Origin of the sequence: Candidatus Desulfosporosinus nitrosoreducens, assembly GCF_030954495.1 — a bacterium.
Taxonomy (GTDB): Bacteria; Bacillota; Desulfitobacteriia; order Desulfitobacteriales; family Desulfitobacteriaceae; genus Desulfosporosinus; species Desulfosporosinus nitrosoreducens.
Window position 1 is genome coordinate 42,467 of the sequence record NZ_JAVHUW010000059.1, and the last position, 22,602, is coordinate 65,068.

Below are 22,602 nucleotides of genomic sequence, written 5' to 3' on the forward strand. Positions count from 1 at the left end.
GCAAGGATTGCAGCAGGTTCTCAGCATCTCCATAATCTCAATCCCTTAGGCTATGTTGGGAACCCTGCTGCTCAAATAATTATTCGATCTCTTTCCAGGCAATCTTGCCGCTGCTTTTCCATAAAAAGATTGTTACCAAACATACTGTGACGAAATATACGGACAAGGCCAGGGGGACATTGCGCAATTTATAGTGCAAGCACGCAGATATACCAGTGAAGGCAAGCGAAGCAATAAGTAAGATAAATCTATCGCCCGGCTCATTTTGGAACTTAATGGAAAAGGGCAGCTCTTTAGGCGCCAGCTTAAATAACAAGATAATCAGCAAAAGCATATTGGCGAAGATTAGGATCAGATGCGGTATCAGCCAAATTCCATAAGGCAGCGCAAACAGTAAACTTATCAATAAGTATATCGGAAGAAGATACTTCAAAATAAAACCCTTTAACGTTCCCAGGAGAATTCGGCCGGGTACCTCGATTGGCAAAGCTTTGTATACCCATGCTCCTTTGTAATTCTCACTGGCATTTATAGTTAAAATAGTTTGCGAAAGTATGAGGACAGAAATATAAATAAAAAAATAAGACGTACCTTGGGGTATTAGAGGCTCGACGGCACCGCTTCCTATAGTGGTGTTTACCAACATAATCATGGGCATAAACGTTGCCAAGCCAAGGCTGGGATACAGCCGCAGTTTTATACTTCTTTCACTGGAAATAATATGTTGCGCAAATCTGCCGAAAACATTTTCACAGCTATTGGGGATAATCAGCCTCATTAACTTTTCAGAGATGATTGCTCTTTTTTCAACATGCTTGCCTTTCCTTAAAGAAACTCTGTTGAGTTTCTCCAAGCCTTTTTCAAAGTAATTTGCCGCTACCCTAAAATAAAAAAACGCAAGCAAAACAGGAACCGATATTCCTAAAAAGCACAAATACTTATAATAGTTTTCCGCCCTATTCTCCAGAAACAAGGAAAATGGTGCTGAAAACCAGGCGGAAGGAAGCAGATACATCCACCATCTAAAATCTAAATTCAAATTAAAGCTTACAAAGCGGAAAATGCGGCCTGTAAACTGATATCCAACCATCAGGGCTAAGGATAAAAAGATTTGGACGTAATTAATGATATCCATAAGCCTATCGCCGTCAAACAATAGCAGAACAAAGAAGTATAATATTGAGGTCATAACCAGTATAACTCCGGCAAGAAGCAGCAAATCAACAAAATATAGACCAAAAAAAGCAAAACCATACTTATAAGAACCTACTAACAGCGAAGGTCCGGCCATGGCAAAAGTAATTGTCAGCAGATTTATGAGGATGTGAGTCATTTTGGCGGCGTTCACTGTCTTAGGAGATATGGGCTTAGAGAGAAGAATTTCTTTGTCTCTGGTATCCAGCAACACCGACGAATAATCGGACACCATAGTCACCGCAACCATTACGATCAGGGTGCCAAGGACCAGATTCATTTTTAGGAAAAGCGGTAAAGGGGCTAAAACTATAAAGACGAAAAGCAGGCCCATAAGACCGTAGATCAGCAATGACTTGTTGAAGGTGTTTTCTTCAGCTCGACGCTGCGAATTTATCAGTATAGAAGGTATTCTTCGCTGGTCCATAAGAAGTTTAAGTTTTAATAATTTCCTCATTACTCCATAATCAATGCCCAAGATTCTATAGAAAAAGCTGAACCTATCCAGAAACTTTAAGATCCAAAAATCCCTCATAAGTTACACTCCCTGTACCTCACGAATAAATTCGAGAGCTATTTCCTTATGCTTGTTAAAACCGGTCAACTGATTAAATATCTGTTCAAGGGAACCTTTTCGGCTTAGTTCTTTGAGTTCCTCAAAGGTTCCGTCTGCCACAATCTGCCCCTCATTGATTACTATAATTCTGCTGCTGATTTTCTCTACCACGTCCATAATATGTGAAGAATAGAAGATGGTTTTACCCGAAGCGGCCAGTTGGGCAAGAATTTCTTTGACAATCATCACACTATTGGCATCCAGCCCACTTAGAGGCTCGTCGAGAAATAAAATATCCGGGTTATGGATAACGCTGGAAATAATTAAAAGCTTTTGCTTCATACCCTTCGAGTAGGATGATATTCTGGAATGATAGACTTCCTCTATACCAAGCAGGGACATTAGTTTTTTAGCCTTATTATCGACCTGTTCCAAACCCAGTCCGTAAATTTCGCCAATAAAGGTAAGATATTCGAAAGCTGTCAGGCTTTCGTATATGTCCACTATTTCAGGTACGTAACCTATTTTTTGTTTATAAGCTACGCTGGCTTTGGAGATATCCTCGCCTAAGATTCTGATCTCACCACTGTAGCCGCCTAACAAACCCAAAAGAAGCTTAACCGTGGTGCTCTTTCCCGCTCCGTTCGGACCAATATAGCCAATGATTTGGCCCCCGTATACTTCTAAACTGATTCCCTTCAGTACTTGTTTGGTGCCGAAGCTCATTTTGAGATCTTTAATAGTTAATACCGGCTCAATGCCCATATACAGAGTTCCCTCCTAAACAAGGCCAATTACTTGCGGCGTTTTTTCCCTGAGTAAATTAATTTCTCTTTAATCCAGGTTATCCCTTCTTTTCCATGTCAGAAACTTCAAATTCCACCAATATACTATGGTCTGGCGAAAATGCTAATATAGCGGCGGAGATCCGGAAAAATAATAAGCTGGAGAGGATTGTGTCAGTATAATGGCGAAGTAATCGAAAACAGAGGGTCCGCGACATCGTGTTGGACTTCCCTTGGAAAACCCGATGTCGTGGACCCTTAGCGGACTATTAGGGGGGTTGTGTTAGGTGAAAAAAGTCAAATGGTTAAAGGGACGGCTAAAAAAAATTATAGTTATTTCTCTGGCTGCACTGGCAGTATTGACAAGCGCTGCACTTGCCGTAGACCGCTATGTCGAACATATGGGATCAAGTTACATCCTTAATGCTAAGGATATTCCCACTGCCGATGCGATTCTGGTCTTAGGCGCCTACGTCTTTCCCGATGGGACGACGTCCTCGATGCTCACGGATCGCTTGAATGAAGGATATGAGCTTTATGAACAAGGCAAAGCGCCTAAACTATTAGTCAGCGGCGACCATGGACGAAAAGATTACGATGAGGTCAATACCATGAAGAATTTCTTAATGAACAAAGGGGTACCGGGACAGGACATCTTTATGGATCATGCAGGCTTCAGCACCTATGAGAGTGTCTACCGGGCCAGGGATATTTTTGAAGTTCGGAAGGTCATTATCGTAACTCAGGAGTATCACCTGATGAGGGCGGTTTTTTTAGCCCGCGCTATGAGACTTGAAGCCTATGGAGTGGCTTCCGACCAACACGATTACGGCCAAGCTATGGCCTTTTATAAAGTAAGGGAAATCGCCGCCCGGAACAAAGATTTCCTCTGGGCCGAAGTATTTAAGCCTAAGCCAACCTTTTTAGGCGACTCCATACCGGTGTTTGGCGACGGCGATGTCACAGACGACAAGTAAATCCAGGAAAACCGACCTGGCCACGCCTAAGGCTTTGTAGAGACCTTCTTGTTTTTTAGTCGCCTTACCTAAGATCCGCTCATGCCCGAGAGCCTTAAACACTTAATTGTATCCCTATTTTCAAAACTTATGATACCTTATTAGAGCATTGAAAACCTTATGGAAAAATTATATATCACAAATTCAAAATTTCATAATAAACGAATCATTTCTTTTTAGCTTCAACATATAACATGTTATGATAATGTTCTTTTCCTCCATGATTTTCATATTCTTTAATTTCCCCAATCGTAATAACCGTAAAATATCTTTCAATTAATTCTTGCATACTTGTTTGTGTAAAATAATGTATTGGACGTCCTTTTTTACTCTCATAAATGTTGTTTGCGACCTTTTTACCTTTACCATAATCAGGATCATTTACAGACATTGAGGTAAGGACTAGCACACCGTTTTCATTTAACAAACTACAATAGATTTCACTGATTATATCAGCATCAGACTTATCATAAAGATGAAGCATATTTATAGAGAGTATTCCATCAAATTTATTATCGATTTTTTCCTTTAAGACATCTTGACATTTATATTGTAAAGACAACCTCCTTGGGGCCGCTATCTTATCGGCAATCATAATTGCTTCGTCTGATATATCAACACCAAAAACGCGAAAACCCTGTAAAGCCAGATATAGACTATTACGCCCATAACCGCATCCTGGAACTAACAATTCTTTTGAATTGCTTTTCATAAATATATTAACGGATCTTTTTGCGGCCAAACACGGATGTTCCCCCCATATCATTCCTTCGATAGAATATCTATTATTCCAGTATTCCTGTAGTGAATTAACAGCCAATGTAATACCTCCCTAAGAAAAATAATACCTAGGATCAACTATTTTACCTTCTAAAACTGAGACGGCAACAGTCGCAGGTGAGGCGAGGAAAACCTCCGATTTAGGGCTACCCATACGACCTAAAAAATTACGGTTATTAGTAGCAATAACTCTCTCCCCATCTGAAACTATTCCGCCGCTTCTACCACAACATAGCCCACACGCAGGCGGATTAACTATTGCCCCAGCTTCAACTAATATTCCAATGATTCCTTTTTTAACGGCTTCTGCATAGATGCTTCTGCTAGCCGGAGTAACAACAAGCTTAGTGTATTGAGCAATCTTACGACCTTTTAATATACTGGCCGCTATTTCCAAATCCTCTAACCTACCATTTGTACATGACCCAATGAAACCTTGGTCTATTTTTGCTCCTTCCATTTCTTCCACACCAGTAATATTATCTACGCTAGACGGGCACGCGACTAAAGGTTTAAACTTAGATGCATCGTATTCAAAAACCTTCTCATAACAGGCATCTGGATCACTTCTTAAATCTCTGTAATCATCGTCCCCAAGCCCACTAAATTTAAATGTCTTTTCATCAGGTTCAATAATACCAACTTTTGCTCCGGCCTCTACCGCCATATTGGAAAGCGTCATTCGTGACGATACACTTAATCCCTCAACAGTTGTACCACCGAATTCCATAGCTTTATATGTCGCGCCATCAGCTCCAATATCACCAATAATTCTAAGAATAATATCTTTAGAAAATACTCCCTTAGGCAAGTTTCCATCTATGTTAAACTTGATAGTGGGAGGAACCTTTATCCATAGTTCTCCTGTGCCAAAAATTGCGGCCATTTCTGTATAACCAATTCCGGTAGCAAAAGCACCTACTGCTCCATATGTAGTTGTATGGGAATCAGTGCCAAAAGCAACTTGACCAGGAACCACATACTGTAATTCAGCCATCAATTGGTGGCAGACTCCATCGGAGCGATGAATTGTTCTGATACACTGCTCTTCCACAAAACTTTCTGTTATTTTATGATGTCGAAAATCTTCAATGAAACTAGTTGGGACAAGATGATCAAACACAAAAACAATCTTCTCAGGATCCCAAACCTTTTCGAATCCCATTTCCCTAAATTTACCGATAACAAAAGGCGCAAATAAATCATGAACCATAACCTTATCTACATTTACAGTTATAATATTACCCGGTTTCAGATGATTTTCACCTGTATTTTTCATCAGTATTTTTTCAGTTAGTGTATAACCCACACTAATACTTCCTTTCGCTGCAAAATTATCAAATCATTTAACATTACGTTTCTTCATAAAAGAAACTAACCCTCCGGCTTCTACCATTTGTAAAAGATTTTCCGGGATGGACGATATGTTAAAAGATTTATTGTTCAATAAAATCTTGTTGGTTTCCAGATTTACAGATAAAATGTCACCTTCCTGACAAGAATCATAAAGTTCCATATTTTCAAAAAGCAATAAACCATTATTAAAAGCATTTCTATAAAAAATTCTCGCATATGATTTTGCAATAATACAACTTAACTTTAGAGCTGCTAGAATTTCTGGCGCCTGTTCCCGCGATGAGCCGCATCCAAAATTTCTACCTGCAACAACTATATCACCAGGCTTGATCAATTCCGATAAATCAGGCCTTAAAGGACTAAACGTATACTTCTTCATGTCTTCTACAGACTTAAAAGCAAGAAACTGAGTAGGAATAATAATATCAGTATCAATATCATCGCCTAATTTCCACACTCGTCCTTCGAAAATTCTATTCATCAATCAATCCTCCTTGGATCAGTTATCTTACCTGTTAGGGCCGAAGCTGCAACAGTTGCTGCAGAAGCGAGATATACATTCGAATCCGCATGTCCCGCCCTTCCTTTAAAGTTTCTTGTACCGGTCGAAATAAGCGTTTCTCCTTCACCTATAACTCCTTGGCATCCTCCCCAACAAACACTACAATTAGGATTCAGCGTAATGGCCCCACTATCTATGAAAATATCTATTAATCCTTCTTCTAATGCTTCTAAAAATGTTCTTTTGGAAGCAGGAGAAATTAATAATTTCACAAAAGGATTTATTTTTTTCCCTTTTAGTATTTGTGCCGCTACTCGGAGCTCTTCTATCCTGCCGTTGTTACATGAACCAATAAAACACTGGTCAACTTTAACTTCGCCAATTTCTGTAACTGGAACAACATTATCAACAAGATGAGGTTTGGCTACCATAGGTTCTAATTCATCAAGGTTGTATCTATATATCTTCTCAAAATGCGCATCATTATCACTTTTATATAAATTCATCATCTGACGACCCATAGACCGTACATATTCGACGACAAGCTCGTCTGGTTCAACTAAACCACTCTTCGCCCCTGCTTCTACCGCCATGTTACAAAGAACTATTCTGTCGTCAATGGTTAGCTTTTTAAATGCGGACCCACTAAATTCCATGATTTTGTAATTAGCACCATTGGCTCCTATGTCACCTATAATTTTTAAGATTAAATCTCTCGCATATGTACCGATTTTAAAATCACCTTCAATAATAAACTTAAAAGTTTCCGGGACCATTAACCATAGTTCTCCCCTATTCATCACCGAAGTAAAATCCGTGCAACCAACACCTGTCCCAAAAGCTCCGAGTCCGCCATAAGAACAAGTATGTGAGTCAGCTGCAATAATCAGCTGCCCAGGCACGATATAGTCCTCAACCATAATTTGATGACAAATGCCAGCACCTTCGTAAAAAGGTAAATTATAATTTTGAGAGAAATTTCGCATTTTTTTATGAACTTCAGCTGTTTTGGCGCTTTCTGATGGAACATTATGATCTATAATAAACACAACCTTTTTCGGGTCGAACACCTTTTCTGCTTTCAACTGCTTTTCAAAGATATCTATACTGATATGTGTTGTGGCATCATTAGTCATACATAAATCAACTCTAGCGTTAATTATTTCTCCAGGCTTAACGCTCTCCTTTCCACTGGCCCTTGCTAAAATTTTTTCTCCAATTGTCATTCCCATAACCTAACCACCTTTTATTTTTGATTTAAAAATCCAATTAAGCCATTTGCTTCTAAAATTTTTATGACATGTTCCGGCAACTTAGTAGATGTATACTGCTTATCTGCTTTTAGACTTTTAATGATTCCTCTACTAAAGTCTATTTCTAAAACATCCTCATTTTCCACATGGTCATATATCTCTTTACATACAATAACAGGCAATCCGATATTAATAGCATTTCTAAAAAAGATTCTCGCAAATGATTTAGCTACAATGCTACTTATCCCCAAAGCTTTTAGTACTAGAGGAGCTTGTTCCCGCGAAGAACCCGAACCAAAATTCTCTCCACCCACAATAATGTCACCTAAACTTACTTTAGACGCAAAATCTTTGTCCAGCGGTTCAAAAGCAAACTGCTTCATCTCCTCAATCGTTGAAAGCAGCATATATTGTGATGGGATTATCTGATCAGTATCTACATCATTGCCAAATTTCCATACTCTACCTTTAATCATTCCTACCATTCCTCTTTCTTACAAATAATAAATAACTCTTATGCTTATGGATTCCATCATGGTCATGAATTTCTTCTATATCATGAATGGCCATAATTTCAAAATCTTTAAATTCATTATAAATAGCCTCTTTGGAGTAATAATATTTCATTACACCCCTCGCATTAACAAAACAATTAGTATCCTTTGTTTCTCCTTTCCCAAAATCCACGTCTTCAATAGATGCCACACTAAAAACTAAAATACCCCCTGGTTTAATAAGCCTCGAAGTTTCCTTGATGAGTTTAAAGCGAAGATCTTTCAATAATAAGTGCAAGATAAAATTACCAAAAACATAGTCAAAACTTGAAGTTTGAAAAGGCAAGTGTAGAATATCCCCTATCATAAATTTAACATCTGGATATTGCTTTTTTGCCATCGCAATTCCTTCTGCAGAAATATCTATTCCAGTTGTATCAAAACCATTATCCGTAAAATATTTGCTGTCTCTGCCATACCCGCAAGCAATGTCTAGAATCTTCCCCTTCTTAAATCCTCTAGCTGATAAAAAACTTTCCGTAATAAGGGCAGATTTACTTGGCTCATTTCCCCATATATGTCCTTTTTCCTTAAATTTCTTATCCCAATAATCTTCAATGGTTTTCACGTTTATTCACCTTCTTTGAAATATAATTTATATATCTCCAAAACATTGTAATATTCCTTCTGCAGAAACTAAGATTTTTCTGTATTTGTAGTAATGAGTACAATACCTTGCTGAAACATCAAAAAATGCCTACATTTATATCACTTTTAAAACATTAATCGTCATATCCAAATCAATCATTAGTGTAAATATAACCAAGTTTGGTACTATCATATAAAACCGTATTTAAACGGCTATTTATTAGGGCATTTTTAAATTCTTCATTCAATAAATATTGTTCAGCATTTAATACTACTCTATGTTCCCCATTGTCAAATATATATTTTTTTAATGGTTCCAGACATCCCTTTAAAGAAGAAAATAAGGATGTATTGGGATATACCTCCAATTTGAACAGAACTGATTCCGTATTGGGATGTCCAATTTTTTCAACATTATGTAAAAACTCTACAGCTTCATCAACATCAGTCTGAGACAAATTATTCCAACCATATATAAATGGCAAACCTAACGAAATATGATAGTCCTTCGCTAACTCTATAATTCTAAGAATAATATCTTTTTCAATACCCTTCTTCATATATTGGAGCATTTTATATGAAGGAAATTCTACCCCTACTACAAATCTTAACTGTGAGGGATGAGGGCCATTGCCTTCTTCCAAGTTTTTTAATACTTCTGGAAGTAGATCAATAATTTCTTTACTTGCTCTAAGAAAAAAATCATATACTATGTCTTTTCTTCTTAACAATCTTGGAAGTTCATATTTCAGAAACTTAGGAGTGATACTGGGAATATTTAAACGGATAATTTTTTTTAGATTACTATAATTATCATTAATTTTAAGGTTATCAATTGAATTGTTTAATCCCTTATTCAAATCCTTTGTATAACCTTCACAGAAAATACATTTATTCCAATAGCAGCGATGGTCTAAATGATATGTAAATCTTACTGCTTTTTTACCTTTAATATATTCTTTGGGATATTCAATACCCCATGTTTTACTTAGTGTATTTTTGTTCAAAATAACTTCTTCAGCATTTTTATTCGTTAAATTTAAATTAACCGGTAAATCTTGACCACTGTAATTGCCTGAACGAATAACCGGTCCCCCTACATTAAATTCAATATCAGGATATTTTTGAGCCCAATAATACGTTTGCAATAAGTGCGGATAATAAAATGCACTTACGTAAACTTTTCCTTTTTTTATTGGAAGTTCATTCTTCCCCATTTCGCTTTGATTATTAAATTGAGTTGCCCAGTAAAAATCGCCAATTTTTTTACATTCATTATAAACATTTGAAAGACCGTTATTTAAATTTAATAACGTATTATCATGGGAATCTTCCTGAGCAAATTGAAGAAATAGAATATCTTTGCCCAAAGTCTCTTTCCTCCTTAATTTTTACGCTTTATCCATTCTATGGTTATACATTGCAAGAATAATATGACAAACGTATTTGAATATTTTTGGGAGAATTCTGATTGAGGCTAATTTTCTAATGTACGTAAATCATGTTGACATAAATTCAACGATCAAATTCAAGAAATTACTATAGCCTTTTTCCAAATGTATAGCATGCCCACCAAAAACTTTTATGATTTTTTTATCTTTGCAAGATAGCCTTTTGTAAAACAAATCTAAATCCTTCTCATCTATTGTTCTATCATCTGTGCCGTAAATTAACATTGTCGGGCAAATTATCTTTTCCGGATGAATAAAAAAAGAATGTGCAAGGATCTCTTGACGAGGACTATTCGGACTATCTGGGTCAATAAGCATTATTTGTTGTATATAATTTTCCAACGCCTCAGGAATTATAGTTTCATTATTCGTAAAATCACTCCTGATAAAAGATAAGTCATGCTTTTTTCTTTTTTCATCCAGATTAAATTCAAAACCCTGTTTATTCCATCGCGAGAAGTGCCATTTGAACCCATACAAAATTAGTTTTATGATATCATCAGAATGTTTAGCACTATATAATCCTGCTACCTGTGCTCCCCATGACCAACCAAGTATGTTTAGCTTTTTCAGACCATCTTTTTTCATAAAATAGTCAATTGATATTTCGACGCTTTCAAGCGATGTTTGAACAGTCACTTCGTTTTCAGCTTCAAACAATTGTGATTTTCCATATCCCAGGTAATCGCAGGCATATACATTAAACCCTTCTTTAGCCAAATGCTCAGCAAAACTAATCCCTTCAATTGTAGTAAAAAAAGCAGGGATACAAGAATACGATATTCCATGGCAGAGAAAAACCGCCAAATTTTCTGGGGAATTATATATAGAATATACCGCTATTTTATTTCTAGTGGGGGTTTCTAAAAATGAGGTCTTTAATTTCATTTGTTCCTTTTCCTTCATACTTATATATCTGAGAAATTACTACGGATTAAGTCATATTAATAAAGCAACTCTTTAAGCAATAACGCTAACTATGAATTTATAAATAAATTTCTTTAAAATTTAATTTTAAATCTAAAATATATAATTAATGTGTAGATACTTCACTTTTTAAGGTCATATATATAGTAGCCTTTTTCCTTTAGGGTGACAACTGTTGTATCCCGGATTACATTTTCAATTGAAAAATACCTTTTAAATAAAGATTCAGTTCCATCTTTAGTATCTATCCAATATTTTTGATTAAATTTCTCCACTAAGTTATATGACCTAGTTAAAAGTTCAACTGCATTATCATTTATGTGACTAAATTCTCCATTGATACGATAGTTGGTCATTTCATCAAGCAATTTTCCCCACTCTAGAATCTTTGATTTAGGATCCCAATACTTGAGTCCTGCCGTACTTCTAAAATTATTGACATCTTCCTTTGTAATAACTTCACCATGGACATATTCATCAATTAATTGATCAAGGCTTCTTATTTTTGTATTTTCGTCTATGCAATAAACTCGATTAAGCCAATGGCCACCTGGTTTTAACATTTCTTTAATTTTACTAAGAAACAAATCGTGCTCATCCGGAAATATGTTACATATCACAAGGTCACTAATAACAATATCAAAATACTCAGGCTTAAGAGGTGTATCCTGCCAATAGGAGATAACCCAGATCTCATTGTTACTTTTTGCCTTCATTAAATTCGTCATGGCTAGAACCATGTTAATAGTTTTATCAATCAATGTAACCCTAAACCGTTTGTCCTCTGCAAACATATCCCGAATTTCTGGAGTTGCTCCCAGTAAAAGTACTTCTAGTCTGTCTTTCTGATTTAAACCAACTCTTTGATATACTATTTTTTTAAAGTTCTTAATATCATTTTCTGAAGGCCTCCCGGGAGGGGCAAATAACTCATCCCAACTCTTGCATGTATTCTCCCATGAATTAAAAACATCCTGGTTTTTCTCCATTTGCTATACCCCCTAATTAAAATGTTTACATATGATATTGAAGATAAAAATTAACCAGTCCTCCACTGTCCATAATTTTTTTAATAATGGTGGGCATTTTTTCAATATCCAATTGAATATTTTTATTGATAATTTTTAAATTATCAATAAAAATATTTACCTCAATTAAATCGTCCTGTTCTACATAATCTGTTACATTTCTACAAACAAATGTAGGTATTCCAATATTCACTGAATTTCTAAAGAAAATCGGACTATAACTTTGGGCAACTATACCCCCAATTTTTAAAGCTTTTAATGCTTCGGGCGCTTGTTCGCGAGCTGAACCTCTCCCAAAGTTTTTTCCCGCTACAATAAAGTCCCCTACATTAACATATTTCGAGAATTCCGGTATAACGGATTCCAAAGTATACTTACTCATTTCTTCTTTTGATTTCAGCAACATATATCTGGTAGAAATAATTTGATCTGTGTTAATATCATCACCAAGAACCCAGCACTTCCCCTTAATTAAACTTAAGCTACTTAACATTCCTCTCTCCCCCGATAAAATCATCTTGATTCAGCGATGCCAAAAACTCACGCGGATCCGTAATAACTCCCCTAATAGCTGTCGCAGCAGCGGTTGCCGGTGACCCCAAATAAATATGGGAACTGTTACTTCCAACTCTTCCTTTATGGTTTCGGTTGCCTGTAGAAAAAAGCACTTCATCATCATGCATTACGCCTTGGCAGGAACCAAAACACAAACTGCAGCCTGGATTTAAAAGAATTCCTCCGGCTTTAATCAATGTTTGAATATATCCCTTCTCAAGACCTAACAATAATTGCTGCCTTGAGGCAGGGGCAATATACATTCGTATATCTTTCGCCACTTTTTGCCCCTGCATTATTAAAGCAGCAATTCCCAAATCTTCTAATCTGCCATTTGTACAAGAACCTAGGAAAACTTGATTCACTTTAATTGCAGAAAGTTCGTTTACTTTCTCAACATTACTTGGATGGTGAGGAATAGCTACAGAAGGCTCAATATTAGTAATATCAAACATGTAATTGTATGAATCATTCTCTTCAGGGTATTCTGTTATTACAGCCGACAAAGCGCCAAATTCCGCACACATATTAGCCACTGTAATTTTAGAAGAAATGCTTAAAGAATTTATTGCAACCCCAGAAATCTCAACTATACTCCCTGTAAGTTCGTAGGGTTTCAGCATCTTCAATAAATTCAGACTGATATCTTTCGCAAAGACACCTTTCGAAATAGATCCAGCAAACTGAATTCTTACAATTTTCGGTACCTGAAACCAGGTTTTACCGGTAGCCCATATAAAAGCATTATCTGTGGTACCAATGGGTATGCCTAAAGCCCCAACTCCACCATAAGAACAAGTGTGGGAATCAGCGGCGAATATTAGTTGCCCTGGTCGAACATGATTCTCGATCATAAGTTGATGAAGAATACCTTCATTGTCATAAAAGTGCTTGATCTTATGTTTCTGGGCAAATTTACGCAAATCGGAATGGACCGAGGCAGTATTAATTGAATTAGATGGAACATTATGATCCAAACCCATTACAATTTTTTCTGAACTAAATACTTTGTCGGCTTTTAATTTTTGTTCAAATACCGTAACATTATAGCTGTTGTCACCATCATGGTTCATAACTAGGTCAGGATAAACCTCGATTATTTTACCCTCATAAATTTCATTTTCTCCTGAATTTTTTTTGAGAATTTCTTTCACTGTTCCCATTGACAATCCCCCAATAAAAAATGATAAGATTATTTTAAAATAATACAGCTATAAATTACTTAAATTAATTTCTCCGCTATAATTACTTCTGGAATTAAATTCCGAATCTCATCAGCCGAGTAGGGACCAATTCTCAAAATTGTTGGTACTTCTTTAGAAAAATCAACGATTGTACCATTCTGACCATGTTTATTCATTCCGCCGTCAACAATTAAAGCTACTTTACCATGAAATGTCTCATATGCTTCAGCAAAATCGACTATCGCCTTTTGGCCCGATAAATTAGCTGACGTACACGTAATAGGAAAATCACATAATCTATTCAATTTAATACAATAATTGTCTGGGCAAACCATTAATATAGAATTGTACCCTTTTGTGACATAATCTGGCACAGTTTCTTTTCTCGGAAGAATAATCGTTATGGGACACGGCCACAGGTCAATAATCTTATCCAAACCTTTAGCAACAACGGCATAATTACTGATTTTTTCTCTATTAATATATAAACCTAAGGGTTTGCTAGCATCCCTTCCTTTAAGCTGATATATTTTGTCAACGGCCTCTCTGTTTTGAGCATTTGCAAACAGTCCATAAGTATTATCAGATGCAAGAACTACAACTTCCCCTCTTCTTAATACCCTAATAATTTCGTTAATAGCTTCTTCACATTGTTTAAGTATTTTGGTATTCACTGTCTCACCCTTTCTACGTTAGTTGAGATCAATCTATATATACCATTTCAACAACTCTGTCGACTAATTTTTCGATTCCCGATGAAATTTCCACAATATTTTTCCCCAACATATAAGCAGGAGTAGATACGATTCTATTATCGTAATCAAAGCAATGTCCTGAACAGTACACTCTTTGTTATATCTTTTATTTAACTAAATCTATTAAGCTTTCAACAAACATTTTCTTTATATTCTGCTCTTTTTGAAACTTTACGCATAACTTTAAAAAGAATAATTTGAATTATATTTATTAGAACAAGTATTAAAGATAAAATATATAATGTATTTGCTAAATTAGAATAAGTAATCGAGTATCCAACAAGGAGTAAAAATAATGCATTAAATAATCCAAATATCTGCTCCCCTCTTGACATGACAGCAACATTGTTTTCTTTAATTACCATATTTAATTTCCCCATAGCTAGAGGGCGAACAATTGAGGCCGCAATCCCAAGTAATATAGGTACTAGCATTAACCCCACATGGTCGTTTAATATCATTAAAAGAATCGCACCTAAAAGCACAGTAGGTGTTATAAACCACGATTGAGATTCCTTGAATATTGAAATTACTCTTTTGAAATTTTTCCCTATTAAAAAAGCTGTAACTGAAAACAAACCGATAATAAGTCCAAAAAACTTCTCATCAATGCTAGCTAATTTTAGTGACAGCGGATATATGAATATAAAAACTGTCATACTTACTGCCCTATTTACTGCATAATATAGCAATAAGTGAATTACACCACTTATTTCCCCTCTATCCTTTCTTTTAAGTTCATTTTCCTTTATCTCTACATTAGTAATTAGTGTTTTAGGTTCATACATTAACAAAATAATTACTGCAGCTAATAGACTAAACGGTGCAGTTAAATACATTGCCATAGCCATATTGTTTTTTGTTATTATTGCCCCAATAATTCCAGAAATTAAGATTGAAATAAATCCAAACCCTTGAGATCTTGCCTCCATATCTCTATATTCACTTTGTGCGTCAAGCGCCTTCATAGTTTTAAGCAACAAATTAGATTCCGTGCTGGATGTTAAAGCAAATCCTAAACCCGAGATAACTTGAGCTATTATAATTAACCAAAAAGCATTCTGGGAAAAGGCAAGACCTAAAACACCTAATGATTTAAAAATTTCCCCCATAAAAATAACAATTTTATTAGATTTTATTTTTTTGACCAATATACTAACCGGTTCTTTAAACAGCATTATTGAAAGACCATGAGTAGCTAAAACATAACTTATTTGAGAGAAGGATAAACCATAATTAAGTAATATAATGGGAAGTATAGGTAAATACATATAAAATCGAGAAGTAAAACGGTAGATGCAAAAAATATCATTATTTCTTTTTAAAATGGTTTTATCCATTTTCTACTCCTTTCGATTTAAAATTGATGTCTCATTTTAGGAAACCAAGTACTTCTTACATGGATTCTATCCTCCTTTGATTGTGATTAGACTGATTAAGCATTTATTGCAAAGAAGAACCATTGCCATCATAACTTACCTAATTTTCTCTTTATGGCTTCAACGTAGTGTATGGACTTATAATGTAATCTGCAGACTGAAAAATATTTGATATATACGCTCTTGTATCTGGTAAGAATTACCGATTTTATTCTTCACTATCTAAGATATAATCAATACAGGCTTTTTCCTCAGCAATATTCCAAACTTTCTCAAATCCTTTTGTAAGAAATTCTTCGTTAATTCGCGATTTTACAGGGCAATAGTCCTGTTTAGTAACGTCATATATTTGATTTCTCTTTTTCATTAATTCCCGCAAACTATCTTTCCTGATATTTCCAATCCTTTTTTCTTGGCTACACGGGGAAGTATAACACTCTCTTACTTCTCCTCTAATATCGATAACCGGACCATAATGCCAAGCCATACAACGCGGTATGTCTACCATTAATGTTTCACGTTTAGCAGTATACTGTTTTAAATATTTTCTTACTTTCTCATAATCGTTTACATGAAACATTTGATCAAGATTATTAAGAGCGTTACCTACAAGAGATGGTACCTTACAAATAAACTGCGCTCCGATAGTATCGGCATAGCGTTTCATTTCTGGAACTTCATCGTAAGTTTGTTTCATAACAACAGCACTAAACCCCAATCTTGTCACACTCACTTCTTTAATATAATTTTCTTTAGTAAATCCAATATCAATAATATGTTTAATAGCTTTTTTGAATTTTTCAAAGGAACCTGAAACATTTACGATTTTTTCATATAGTTCAGGATTAAGAGTGTCCATTTTAACAACTAAAGAGCAACCGCTATTATATAATGCTTGAGCAACCTCTCTGCCAGTCTTATTATGAATTTTCATTGCTAACTTATCATCGCCCATAACAGCTGAATTTGTAACAACTACAGAAGTCATACCCTTCTTATAGGCATGTTCGGTCATATAGCATAAGTTCTTGTCCATCAATGGGTCCCCGTCTCCGCAAATAATTACAGTCTTGGCCCCCAAATCAACAGCCTGATCAATTAGGTTCAATTGTTCTCCCAGGGTTAATTCATCAGCGCCAGGCCTTTTTTCACCTACATAGCAATAATTACACTTGTAATTACATAAAAACGAACAACTTAGTCCCAATCCAAGTATTTTGGGTTCGTCCTTTTTAGGGTCCCATCCCTGCCAATATTTTTTTAGTTCTACTACGTTATAATCATCCAAACCTTTTAAGACGAATTTTTTTTCCAAATTAATCACCCTCCAAATCATTTATTAAATAACAGCATGAAATTAAATTACTATCCTGAAAACTTAAATCTCTAAAGGCAAAATAATCCTCCAGACTCCAAATATCACGTTTTTGATTTTGAAAATCTATTGGTTGTTCTGAGGCATTAAACATCCATAAGTCAATGTGTTCAAGCTGAGTGGAGATACTCATTCGTTGATAGTGCCATTAAAGGGCATGGGCGTCTAATTATTAAGATTGTTAAACTCTGAACTTATTGTGATAATTACAAGAATTTCTAATAATTATACATTTCGACTTGCTTACTAAGCGTAGCTGCTTTGTCCACTTTTTCCCAAGGTAAATCAAGTTCAATACGTCCAAAATGTCCATAAGCAGCCGTTTGACGAAAAATGGGCCGGCGCAAATCTAATGATTTAATGATCCCAGCTGGTTGTAAGTCAAAGTTGGTATTTATCAATTTAATAATGTTCTCCTCAGAAATTTTTCCTGTTCTAAACGTATTAACTAAAATAGATACCGGATGTGCAACGCCGATAGCGTAAGCTATCTGAATTTCACAACGATCAGCTAAACCTGCAGCAACAATGTTTTTAGCAACATAACGTGCAGCATATGCGCCAGACCGATCAACCTTTGTTGGATCTTTCCCAGAGAAAGCTCCACCCCCATGGCGAGCCATACCACCGTAGGTATCTACAATAATTTTTCGACCGGTTAAACCAGTATCCCCTTGGGGACCACCTATTGTAAAACGTCCGGTGGGATTGATAAAGTACTTTGTTTTCTCATCTAAAAACTTTTCTGGAACTGTTACTTTAACAACATGCTCTAGTAAATCACTTCTAATTTGTTCCTGAGATACATCCGGATGATGTTGTGTAGAGATTACTATAGTATCCACTCTTACCGGTTTATCATCCTCATACTCTACGGTTACCTGAGTTTTTCCATCCGGTCGTAAATAATTTAGCAAGCCTATTTTACGCACTTCAGTCAGACGAATAGCAAGCCGATGGGCTAAATCAATGGGCAGTGGCATATAACTTACTGTCTCATTTGTAGCATAACCAAACATCATTCCTTGATCGCCAGCACCAATCCCTTCAATTACACTATCTCTAGCATCTCCAGTTTTAGACTCTAAAGCGTTATCCACCCCGAGGGCTATATCAGGGGATTGCTCTCCAATTGATGTCAATACAGCACATGTATCTGCATCAAAACCAAATTTAGCTCGAGTATAACCGATTTCTCTAATAGTTTTACGAACAACGTGCGGAATTTCCACATAGCAAGAAGTGGTAATTTCTCCACTAACAAGAACCAATCCGGTTGTTACAGATGTTTCGCACGCTACTCTAGCATTAGGATCTTTTGCAAGAATAGCATCTAATATAGCATCAGAGATCTGATCACAAATTTTATCTGGATGCCCTTCTGTAACAGACTCAGAAGTAAAAAGTCGTTTAACCATTAAAATAAAATCACTCCTTTTCAGAAATTTACTCCTCTGATTTTTTCAATTATTACAAATCCTAACTTTAATAAGGAAATTTGTTCTTGTTATCTAGCAATGAAAACCTATTTAAGAGATTTTACAGACAACTATTACTTCATTTAATTGTTTCTAATTTAAATTTAGTCATACTATAATTCCACAAAATTATTTAAACCTGATCTTTGAACGTAAATGAATAATATCACATGCCCTTATTAAAATCTAATAGTTTTCCATAAATAGAAGTTATTGGTATTAGACTATATAGTATTTACTTTACCGTAACTGCTGGGAAGAAAGTAGTTGAGAAAATCATTCAGTAGTAAAACTAAATTGCTTGATAAAGAAGGTTGTTCAGGCCCAAATTATTCGAAAATAGCTATATACACCTGTAAGTAAATCTTTAGGTTATAGTAGTTCCGATATCCATGCTTAAAAGGGCATAAAGCCTTGAAACATGACCCCCTTTAAAAACGTTTTAATTTATGAATATCAAAATCAAAACTGGCTGACAATCTATTTATCAAGACTATAGCCAGTTTCCTTATATTCCATTTAATAAATAACTTGAATATTGGACTTTTTTCCAGTCCTTAGGCAAGAAAAACACCTGCCTATTTAATTTGCTTTTGTATTTTTTTGCTTAATAAAATTCTCTTAATAAGTAAATAAATTTTCTAGCCGCTATAGGTAAAAACCTATATTTATTGTAAATTACAACCATACTATAATTCGCAATAGAATTAGTTAATGAAAAAAAAGATATTGGATACTGATACAAATTCTCAACTTTATCCCATTTAAGAATAAGACTTTTAGGAAGAAAAGTAATCCCCATATTTTCCATTGTTAACCGATATAGAGTTTCAATATTAATACTTTCAATAATAATTTGAGGTTTAAACCCTTCTTCCTGAAAAATGGCATCTGATATTTGCCGGACTCGATGTCCTTGTTTTAAAAAAAGAAAAGGACATTCTTTTAACTGAGAAATTTCAATATTATGAGAATCTAACTTATCAAAGGGGTGATAGTATTTATTTTTATCGAACTTAAACGGAAGATAAATATCTGGTATAGCAATAATAATTTCATCTAGTGTTAAAGTTTCGTATATTAAATGTTCATTTTGTATTGGAGTATTAGTAATAGTAATATCTACTTTCCCAAGTTCTGTTAACTTATAGAGTTTTGTAGCATTTTCTTCGACCAGAGATATTTCTATACCTGGAAAAAGTTCTTTATATTTCGGAAGAATACTCGGTAGAATTGAAGTTCCATGGATGGCTGATATGCCAATTATGAGCCTTCCTTTACAAGAATTATTAATATCCTCTATTTCTTGAATCAATTGTTTTTCTAAATTTAGAATTTTTGATGCAATTTGAACAAAACGTTCACCAGCATAAGTAAGCGATAACGGCGATTTTGTTCTATCAAATAATTCAACACCAAGCTGTTCCTCTAGCTTATGGATATGTTGGCTAAGAGTAGGTTGAGATATAAATAACTTTTCCGCAGCTTTTGAAATATTTTTATTCTCAGCTACACATAAAACATAATTTAGATTTCTTGTTTCCATAGAACCTCCTTCGAAAATTAAATAACTTTTGAAAAACTTTCTAAATCCTTTAGTCATAAAGGCACTCAGTGACTATTAACTTTTTCCTCTAAAATAATTTAATAAAACTCAAAAATCATGAACTTATATAATCAATACTATAGCCCTAAAAAATTATGTATGCCCATGGTGATTTTCAAATACTGAACTTCGATTTAAGTTTTACGCAATATCCACTACTTCAGAAAGAATTAAAAAATTCCTACTAAAGACTAACCCATCAGAATTTCAATACATAGTTGCACGAACAAACCTTTGGGAACGTAAATTGTAAGTTCACGTGAACCTTTAGACCGGATAGTCTTAACGCTACAATAAGTCAATGGTTACATTTTGCAGTAGCTTTTACTTATTTCTATATTTCTTTCTATTACTTTCTCAACTTTCGCACACCGATGTGCGAACAAAGCCTAGATATAACGAGGTAATTCACTAATCCATTTATGAAATTGGCTTAACGCCTCAAGATTCTCCAGTTTATCTGGTGGCAAATTTAGCACAAAAGCCATTAACTAGCGTAACGCTGATTTAAGTCTAAATCCATAACTTTATTTGCAAAAAGATAAAGCAAACCTCCTAGAGAACGTTCATCATTGTTTTCCCTTCATTCCCATTCGAGGATGAGGTAACAGACAAAGACAATGATCGTGTGACTAATCAATTACCATAATAAAGGGCCGCCCTTGGAATTCCGAACCGGGTTTTACGTGAGATTTGGCCATTTTGAAGAATGTCTTAATCCCGACACATTCCGTAAATCCTCACCTTCCTTCCATAATACGAACAAATAGTAACTATATTTTATTTAAGGGAAATATACTATATATTGGAATAATGCGTCTTTTTTCTACTATATAACAAAAACAATTAATTTTATATTATTATACATAATACATGATTAAAGTTTGTGGATTTTTTCTAACAACTTCTACTGAACCTTTGTACGATATATGTATAGGACTCCAACTAAGTTATCGACCTCACGATGCATAAGTCCTCCTCTAAATAGGGTTTCTAAACCAACCCCCTTTTTCCCAGTAGGCGACCAAAATCTTACCATTTTTCCGCCCAATATCCCAATCAGAATCTGAGCAATCCTAACAAGCATGGGAGCCTTCTCCTCGGCTTGTCCCAAAAATTTTAAGTGCGTAAGATTTTTGGGACAAGCCCGGCCGGATCTTAACTATTTGACCTTCATGTGCATGGTTTTTGTGCCAGAGTTGTTTTTCATATACTTATACTATTTAGCGTATGAAATATTATATCACTTCCCTTTTTATGATATAATTGATACATACTAACGCTTAAAGGTGTGTATCTGAAATGAGAAGGAAAAGCTTTACCGAAGAGCAGATTGAAGAGATCTTAAAAGCAGAAAACGAAGCGGACAACAAATTTGAAATAAAGCGGTTACTTGTATTACGACTGAGGGCTGTAGAGAGTATGCCGTCAAAAGACATCACGAAAGTTGTTGGATATCCTGCCGCAACTGTAAACAATATTATCAGCAAATATTTTAAAATAGGCCTTCAGCCAATCCTTGGAGAAAACCGTAAAGGAGGCAATAAACGATACCTGACTGAACTTGAAGAAAAGGAACTTCTTCAAGCGTTTGAATCACAAGCAAACGATGGAAAGCTCCTAGTGGTATCGGATATAAAGAACGCTTATGAAAAAATCATCGGTAAGGAAGTCCCTAAATCAACCATATATAGGATGCTAAAACGACAAGGTTGGCGAAAAGTAATGCCTAGAAGCAAGCATCCTAAGTCAAAGCCTGAAAAATTCAGTGCTTATAAAAAAAATCAAGGATAAGATAGTCCAACTGGTAAAATTTACTACTAACAGTTTAGGTAAACGGCTTCGTTTAATGTTTCAAGATGAAGCAGGTTTCGGACGGATTAATAAACCGAAACGATGTTGGTGTTTGAAAGGATTTCGTCCGAGTGTCCCTTGCCATAGGGTAAGAGAATACTCATATGCCTATGCAGCAGTTTCACCCCATGATGGGGCTATGGTATCGCTTGTTTTGCCATACGCTAATACTACGTGTATGAACCTATTTTTAAAAGAAATTTCCCAACGATATCCAGAAGACTACATTTTAATGGTTGCGGATAATGCAGCATGGCACAGGTCAAAAGGGCTTGATATTCCAGCAAACATTGAACTATTTCCTTTATTGCCGTATAGTCCGGAACTTAATCCGGTCGAACAGATTTGGGATGAAGTTCGAGAAAAAGGATTTCGTAATGAGTTGTTTAACACCCTAAAACACGTTGAGTTGCGGTTGTGCGATAC

At 35.4% G+C, this 22,602-nt stretch carries 21 protein-coding genes and 1 pseudogene; 3 read left to right on the forward strand and 19 right to left on the reverse strand.

The window, feature by feature from the left end; translation table 11 throughout:
- Positions 1-79: 79 nt before the first annotated feature.
- Positions 80-1,729 (reverse strand): hypothetical protein, encoded by a 1,650-nt coding sequence (locus REC12_RS14550; protein WP_308895664.1) that lies wholly within the window; start codon positions 1,727-1,729, stop codon positions 80-82.
- 3 nt (positions 1,730-1,732) lie between these two features.
- Positions 1,733-2,515 carry an ABC transporter ATP-binding protein gene (locus REC12_RS14555; protein WP_308895666.1) on the reverse strand — a complete coding sequence of 261 codons (783 nt, stop codon included), beginning with the start codon at positions 2,513-2,515 and terminating at the stop codon, positions 1,733-1,735.
- Between the two features lie 307 nt (positions 2,516-2,822).
- Here REC12_RS14555 and REC12_RS14560 point away from each other — a divergent pair, with 307 nt between their 5' ends.
- Positions 2,823-3,512: a SanA/YdcF family protein gene (locus REC12_RS14560; protein ID WP_308895667.1), complete on the forward strand. Its 690-nt coding sequence runs from the start codon at positions 2,823-2,825 to the stop codon at positions 3,510-3,512.
- 205 nt (positions 3,513-3,717) lie between these two features.
- On the opposite strand, the gene REC12_RS14565 is transcribed toward REC12_RS14560, so the two are convergent.
- The 17 genes and pseudogenes from REC12_RS14565 to REC12_RS14645 all read right to left on the reverse strand — a co-directional run.
- Complete coding sequence (locus REC12_RS14565; protein ID WP_308895669.1) at positions 3,718-4,371, reverse strand: class I SAM-dependent methyltransferase; 654 nt, start codon at positions 4,369-4,371, stop codon at positions 3,718-3,720.
- 12 nt (positions 4,372-4,383) lie between these two features.
- Positions 4,384-5,640 carry a 3-isopropylmalate dehydratase large subunit gene (locus tag REC12_RS14570; RefSeq protein ID WP_308895671.1) on the reverse strand — a complete coding sequence of 419 codons (1,257 nt, stop codon included), beginning with the start codon at positions 5,638-5,640 and terminating at the stop codon, positions 4,384-4,386.
- 33 nt (positions 5,641-5,673) lie between these two features.
- Complete coding sequence (locus REC12_RS14575; RefSeq protein ID WP_308895673.1) at positions 5,674-6,168, reverse strand: LeuD/DmdB family oxidoreductase small subunit; 495 nt, start codon at positions 6,166-6,168, stop codon at positions 5,674-5,676.
- Positions 6,168-7,421, reverse strand: a complete 1,254-nt coding sequence (locus REC12_RS14580; protein WP_308895674.1) for a 3-isopropylmalate dehydratase large subunit — start codon at positions 7,419-7,421, stop codon at positions 6,168-6,170. Before REC12_RS14580 ends, REC12_RS14575 begins: the two co-directional genes overlap by 1 nt.
- A 14-nt stretch (positions 7,422-7,435) precedes the next feature.
- A complete protein-coding gene (locus REC12_RS14585; protein ID WP_308895676.1) occupies positions 7,436-7,918 on the reverse strand; it encodes a 3-isopropylmalate dehydratase small subunit in 483 nt (160 codons plus the stop codon).
- Positions 7,911-8,564, reverse strand: a complete 654-nt coding sequence (locus REC12_RS14590) for a class I SAM-dependent methyltransferase (RefSeq protein ID WP_308895678.1) — start codon at positions 8,562-8,564, stop codon at positions 7,911-7,913. The genes REC12_RS14585 and REC12_RS14590 overlap by 8 nt, the downstream gene beginning before the upstream one ends.
- A 172-nt stretch (positions 8,565-8,736) precedes the next feature.
- The gene (locus REC12_RS14595) at positions 8,737-9,954 is read right to left on the reverse strand and encodes a radical SAM protein (protein WP_308895680.1); all 1,218 of its coding nucleotides are present in this window, start codon (positions 9,952-9,954) and stop codon (positions 8,737-8,739) included.
- Between the two features lie 129 nt (positions 9,955-10,083).
- Positions 10,084-10,923, reverse strand: coding sequence for an alpha/beta hydrolase (locus tag REC12_RS14600; protein WP_308895682.1), 840 nt, complete (start codon positions 10,921-10,923; stop codon positions 10,084-10,086).
- A gap of 161 nt (positions 10,924-11,084) precedes the next feature.
- Entirely contained in the window at positions 11,085-11,951 is an 867-nt protein-coding gene (locus REC12_RS14605; protein ID WP_308895684.1) for a class I SAM-dependent methyltransferase, read from the reverse strand.
- Between the two features lie 25 nt (positions 11,952-11,976).
- Positions 11,977-12,483, reverse strand: coding sequence for a LeuD/DmdB family oxidoreductase small subunit (locus REC12_RS14610; RefSeq protein WP_308895686.1), 507 nt, complete (start codon positions 12,481-12,483; stop codon positions 11,977-11,979).
- Positions 12,473-13,708 (reverse strand): aconitase/3-isopropylmalate dehydratase large subunit family protein, encoded by a 1,236-nt coding sequence (locus REC12_RS14615; RefSeq protein ID WP_308895687.1) that lies wholly within the window; start codon positions 13,706-13,708, stop codon positions 12,473-12,475. Before REC12_RS14615 ends, REC12_RS14610 begins: the two co-directional genes overlap by 11 nt.
- 59 nt (positions 13,709-13,767) lie before the next feature.
- Positions 13,768-14,403 carry an L-threonylcarbamoyladenylate synthase gene (locus tag REC12_RS14620; RefSeq protein ID WP_308895689.1) on the reverse strand — a complete coding sequence of 212 codons (636 nt, stop codon included), beginning with the start codon at positions 14,401-14,403 and terminating at the stop codon, positions 13,768-13,770.
- 212 nt (positions 14,404-14,615) lie between these two features.
- The gene (locus tag REC12_RS14625) at positions 14,616-15,824 is read right to left on the reverse strand and encodes an MFS transporter (protein WP_308895690.1); all 1,209 of its coding nucleotides are present in this window, start codon (positions 15,822-15,824) and stop codon (positions 14,616-14,618) included.
- A gap of 247 nt (positions 15,825-16,071) precedes the next feature.
- Complete coding sequence (locus REC12_RS14630) at positions 16,072-17,178, reverse strand: radical SAM protein (protein WP_308895692.1); 1,107 nt, start codon at positions 17,176-17,178, stop codon at positions 16,072-16,074.
- Between the two features lie 278 nt (positions 17,179-17,456).
- Complete coding sequence (gene metK / locus REC12_RS14635; RefSeq protein ID WP_308895693.1) at positions 17,457-18,656, reverse strand: methionine adenosyltransferase; 1,200 nt, start codon at positions 18,654-18,656, stop codon at positions 17,457-17,459.
- A gap of 667 nt (positions 18,657-19,323) precedes the next feature.
- Positions 19,324-20,262: a LysR substrate-binding domain-containing protein gene (locus REC12_RS14640; RefSeq protein ID WP_308895697.1), complete on the reverse strand. Its 939-nt coding sequence runs from the start codon at positions 20,260-20,262 to the stop codon at positions 19,324-19,326.
- Positions 20,263-20,711: 449 nt separating this feature from the next.
- A pseudogene (locus REC12_RS14645) lies at positions 20,712-21,066 on the reverse strand (IS4 family transposase); the annotation flags it as partial.
- Between the two features lie 558 nt (positions 21,067-21,624).
- On the opposite strand from REC12_RS14645, the gene REC12_RS14650 reads away from it, so the two are divergent.
- Entirely contained in the window at positions 21,625-22,116 is a 492-nt protein-coding gene (locus REC12_RS14650) for a helix-turn-helix domain-containing protein (protein ID WP_308895699.1), read from the forward strand.
- A gap of 55 nt (positions 22,117-22,171) precedes the next feature.
- On the forward strand, positions 22,172-22,602 hold a 431-nt coding region (locus REC12_RS14655), incomplete at its 3' end, for an IS630 family transposase (RefSeq protein ID WP_308895704.1).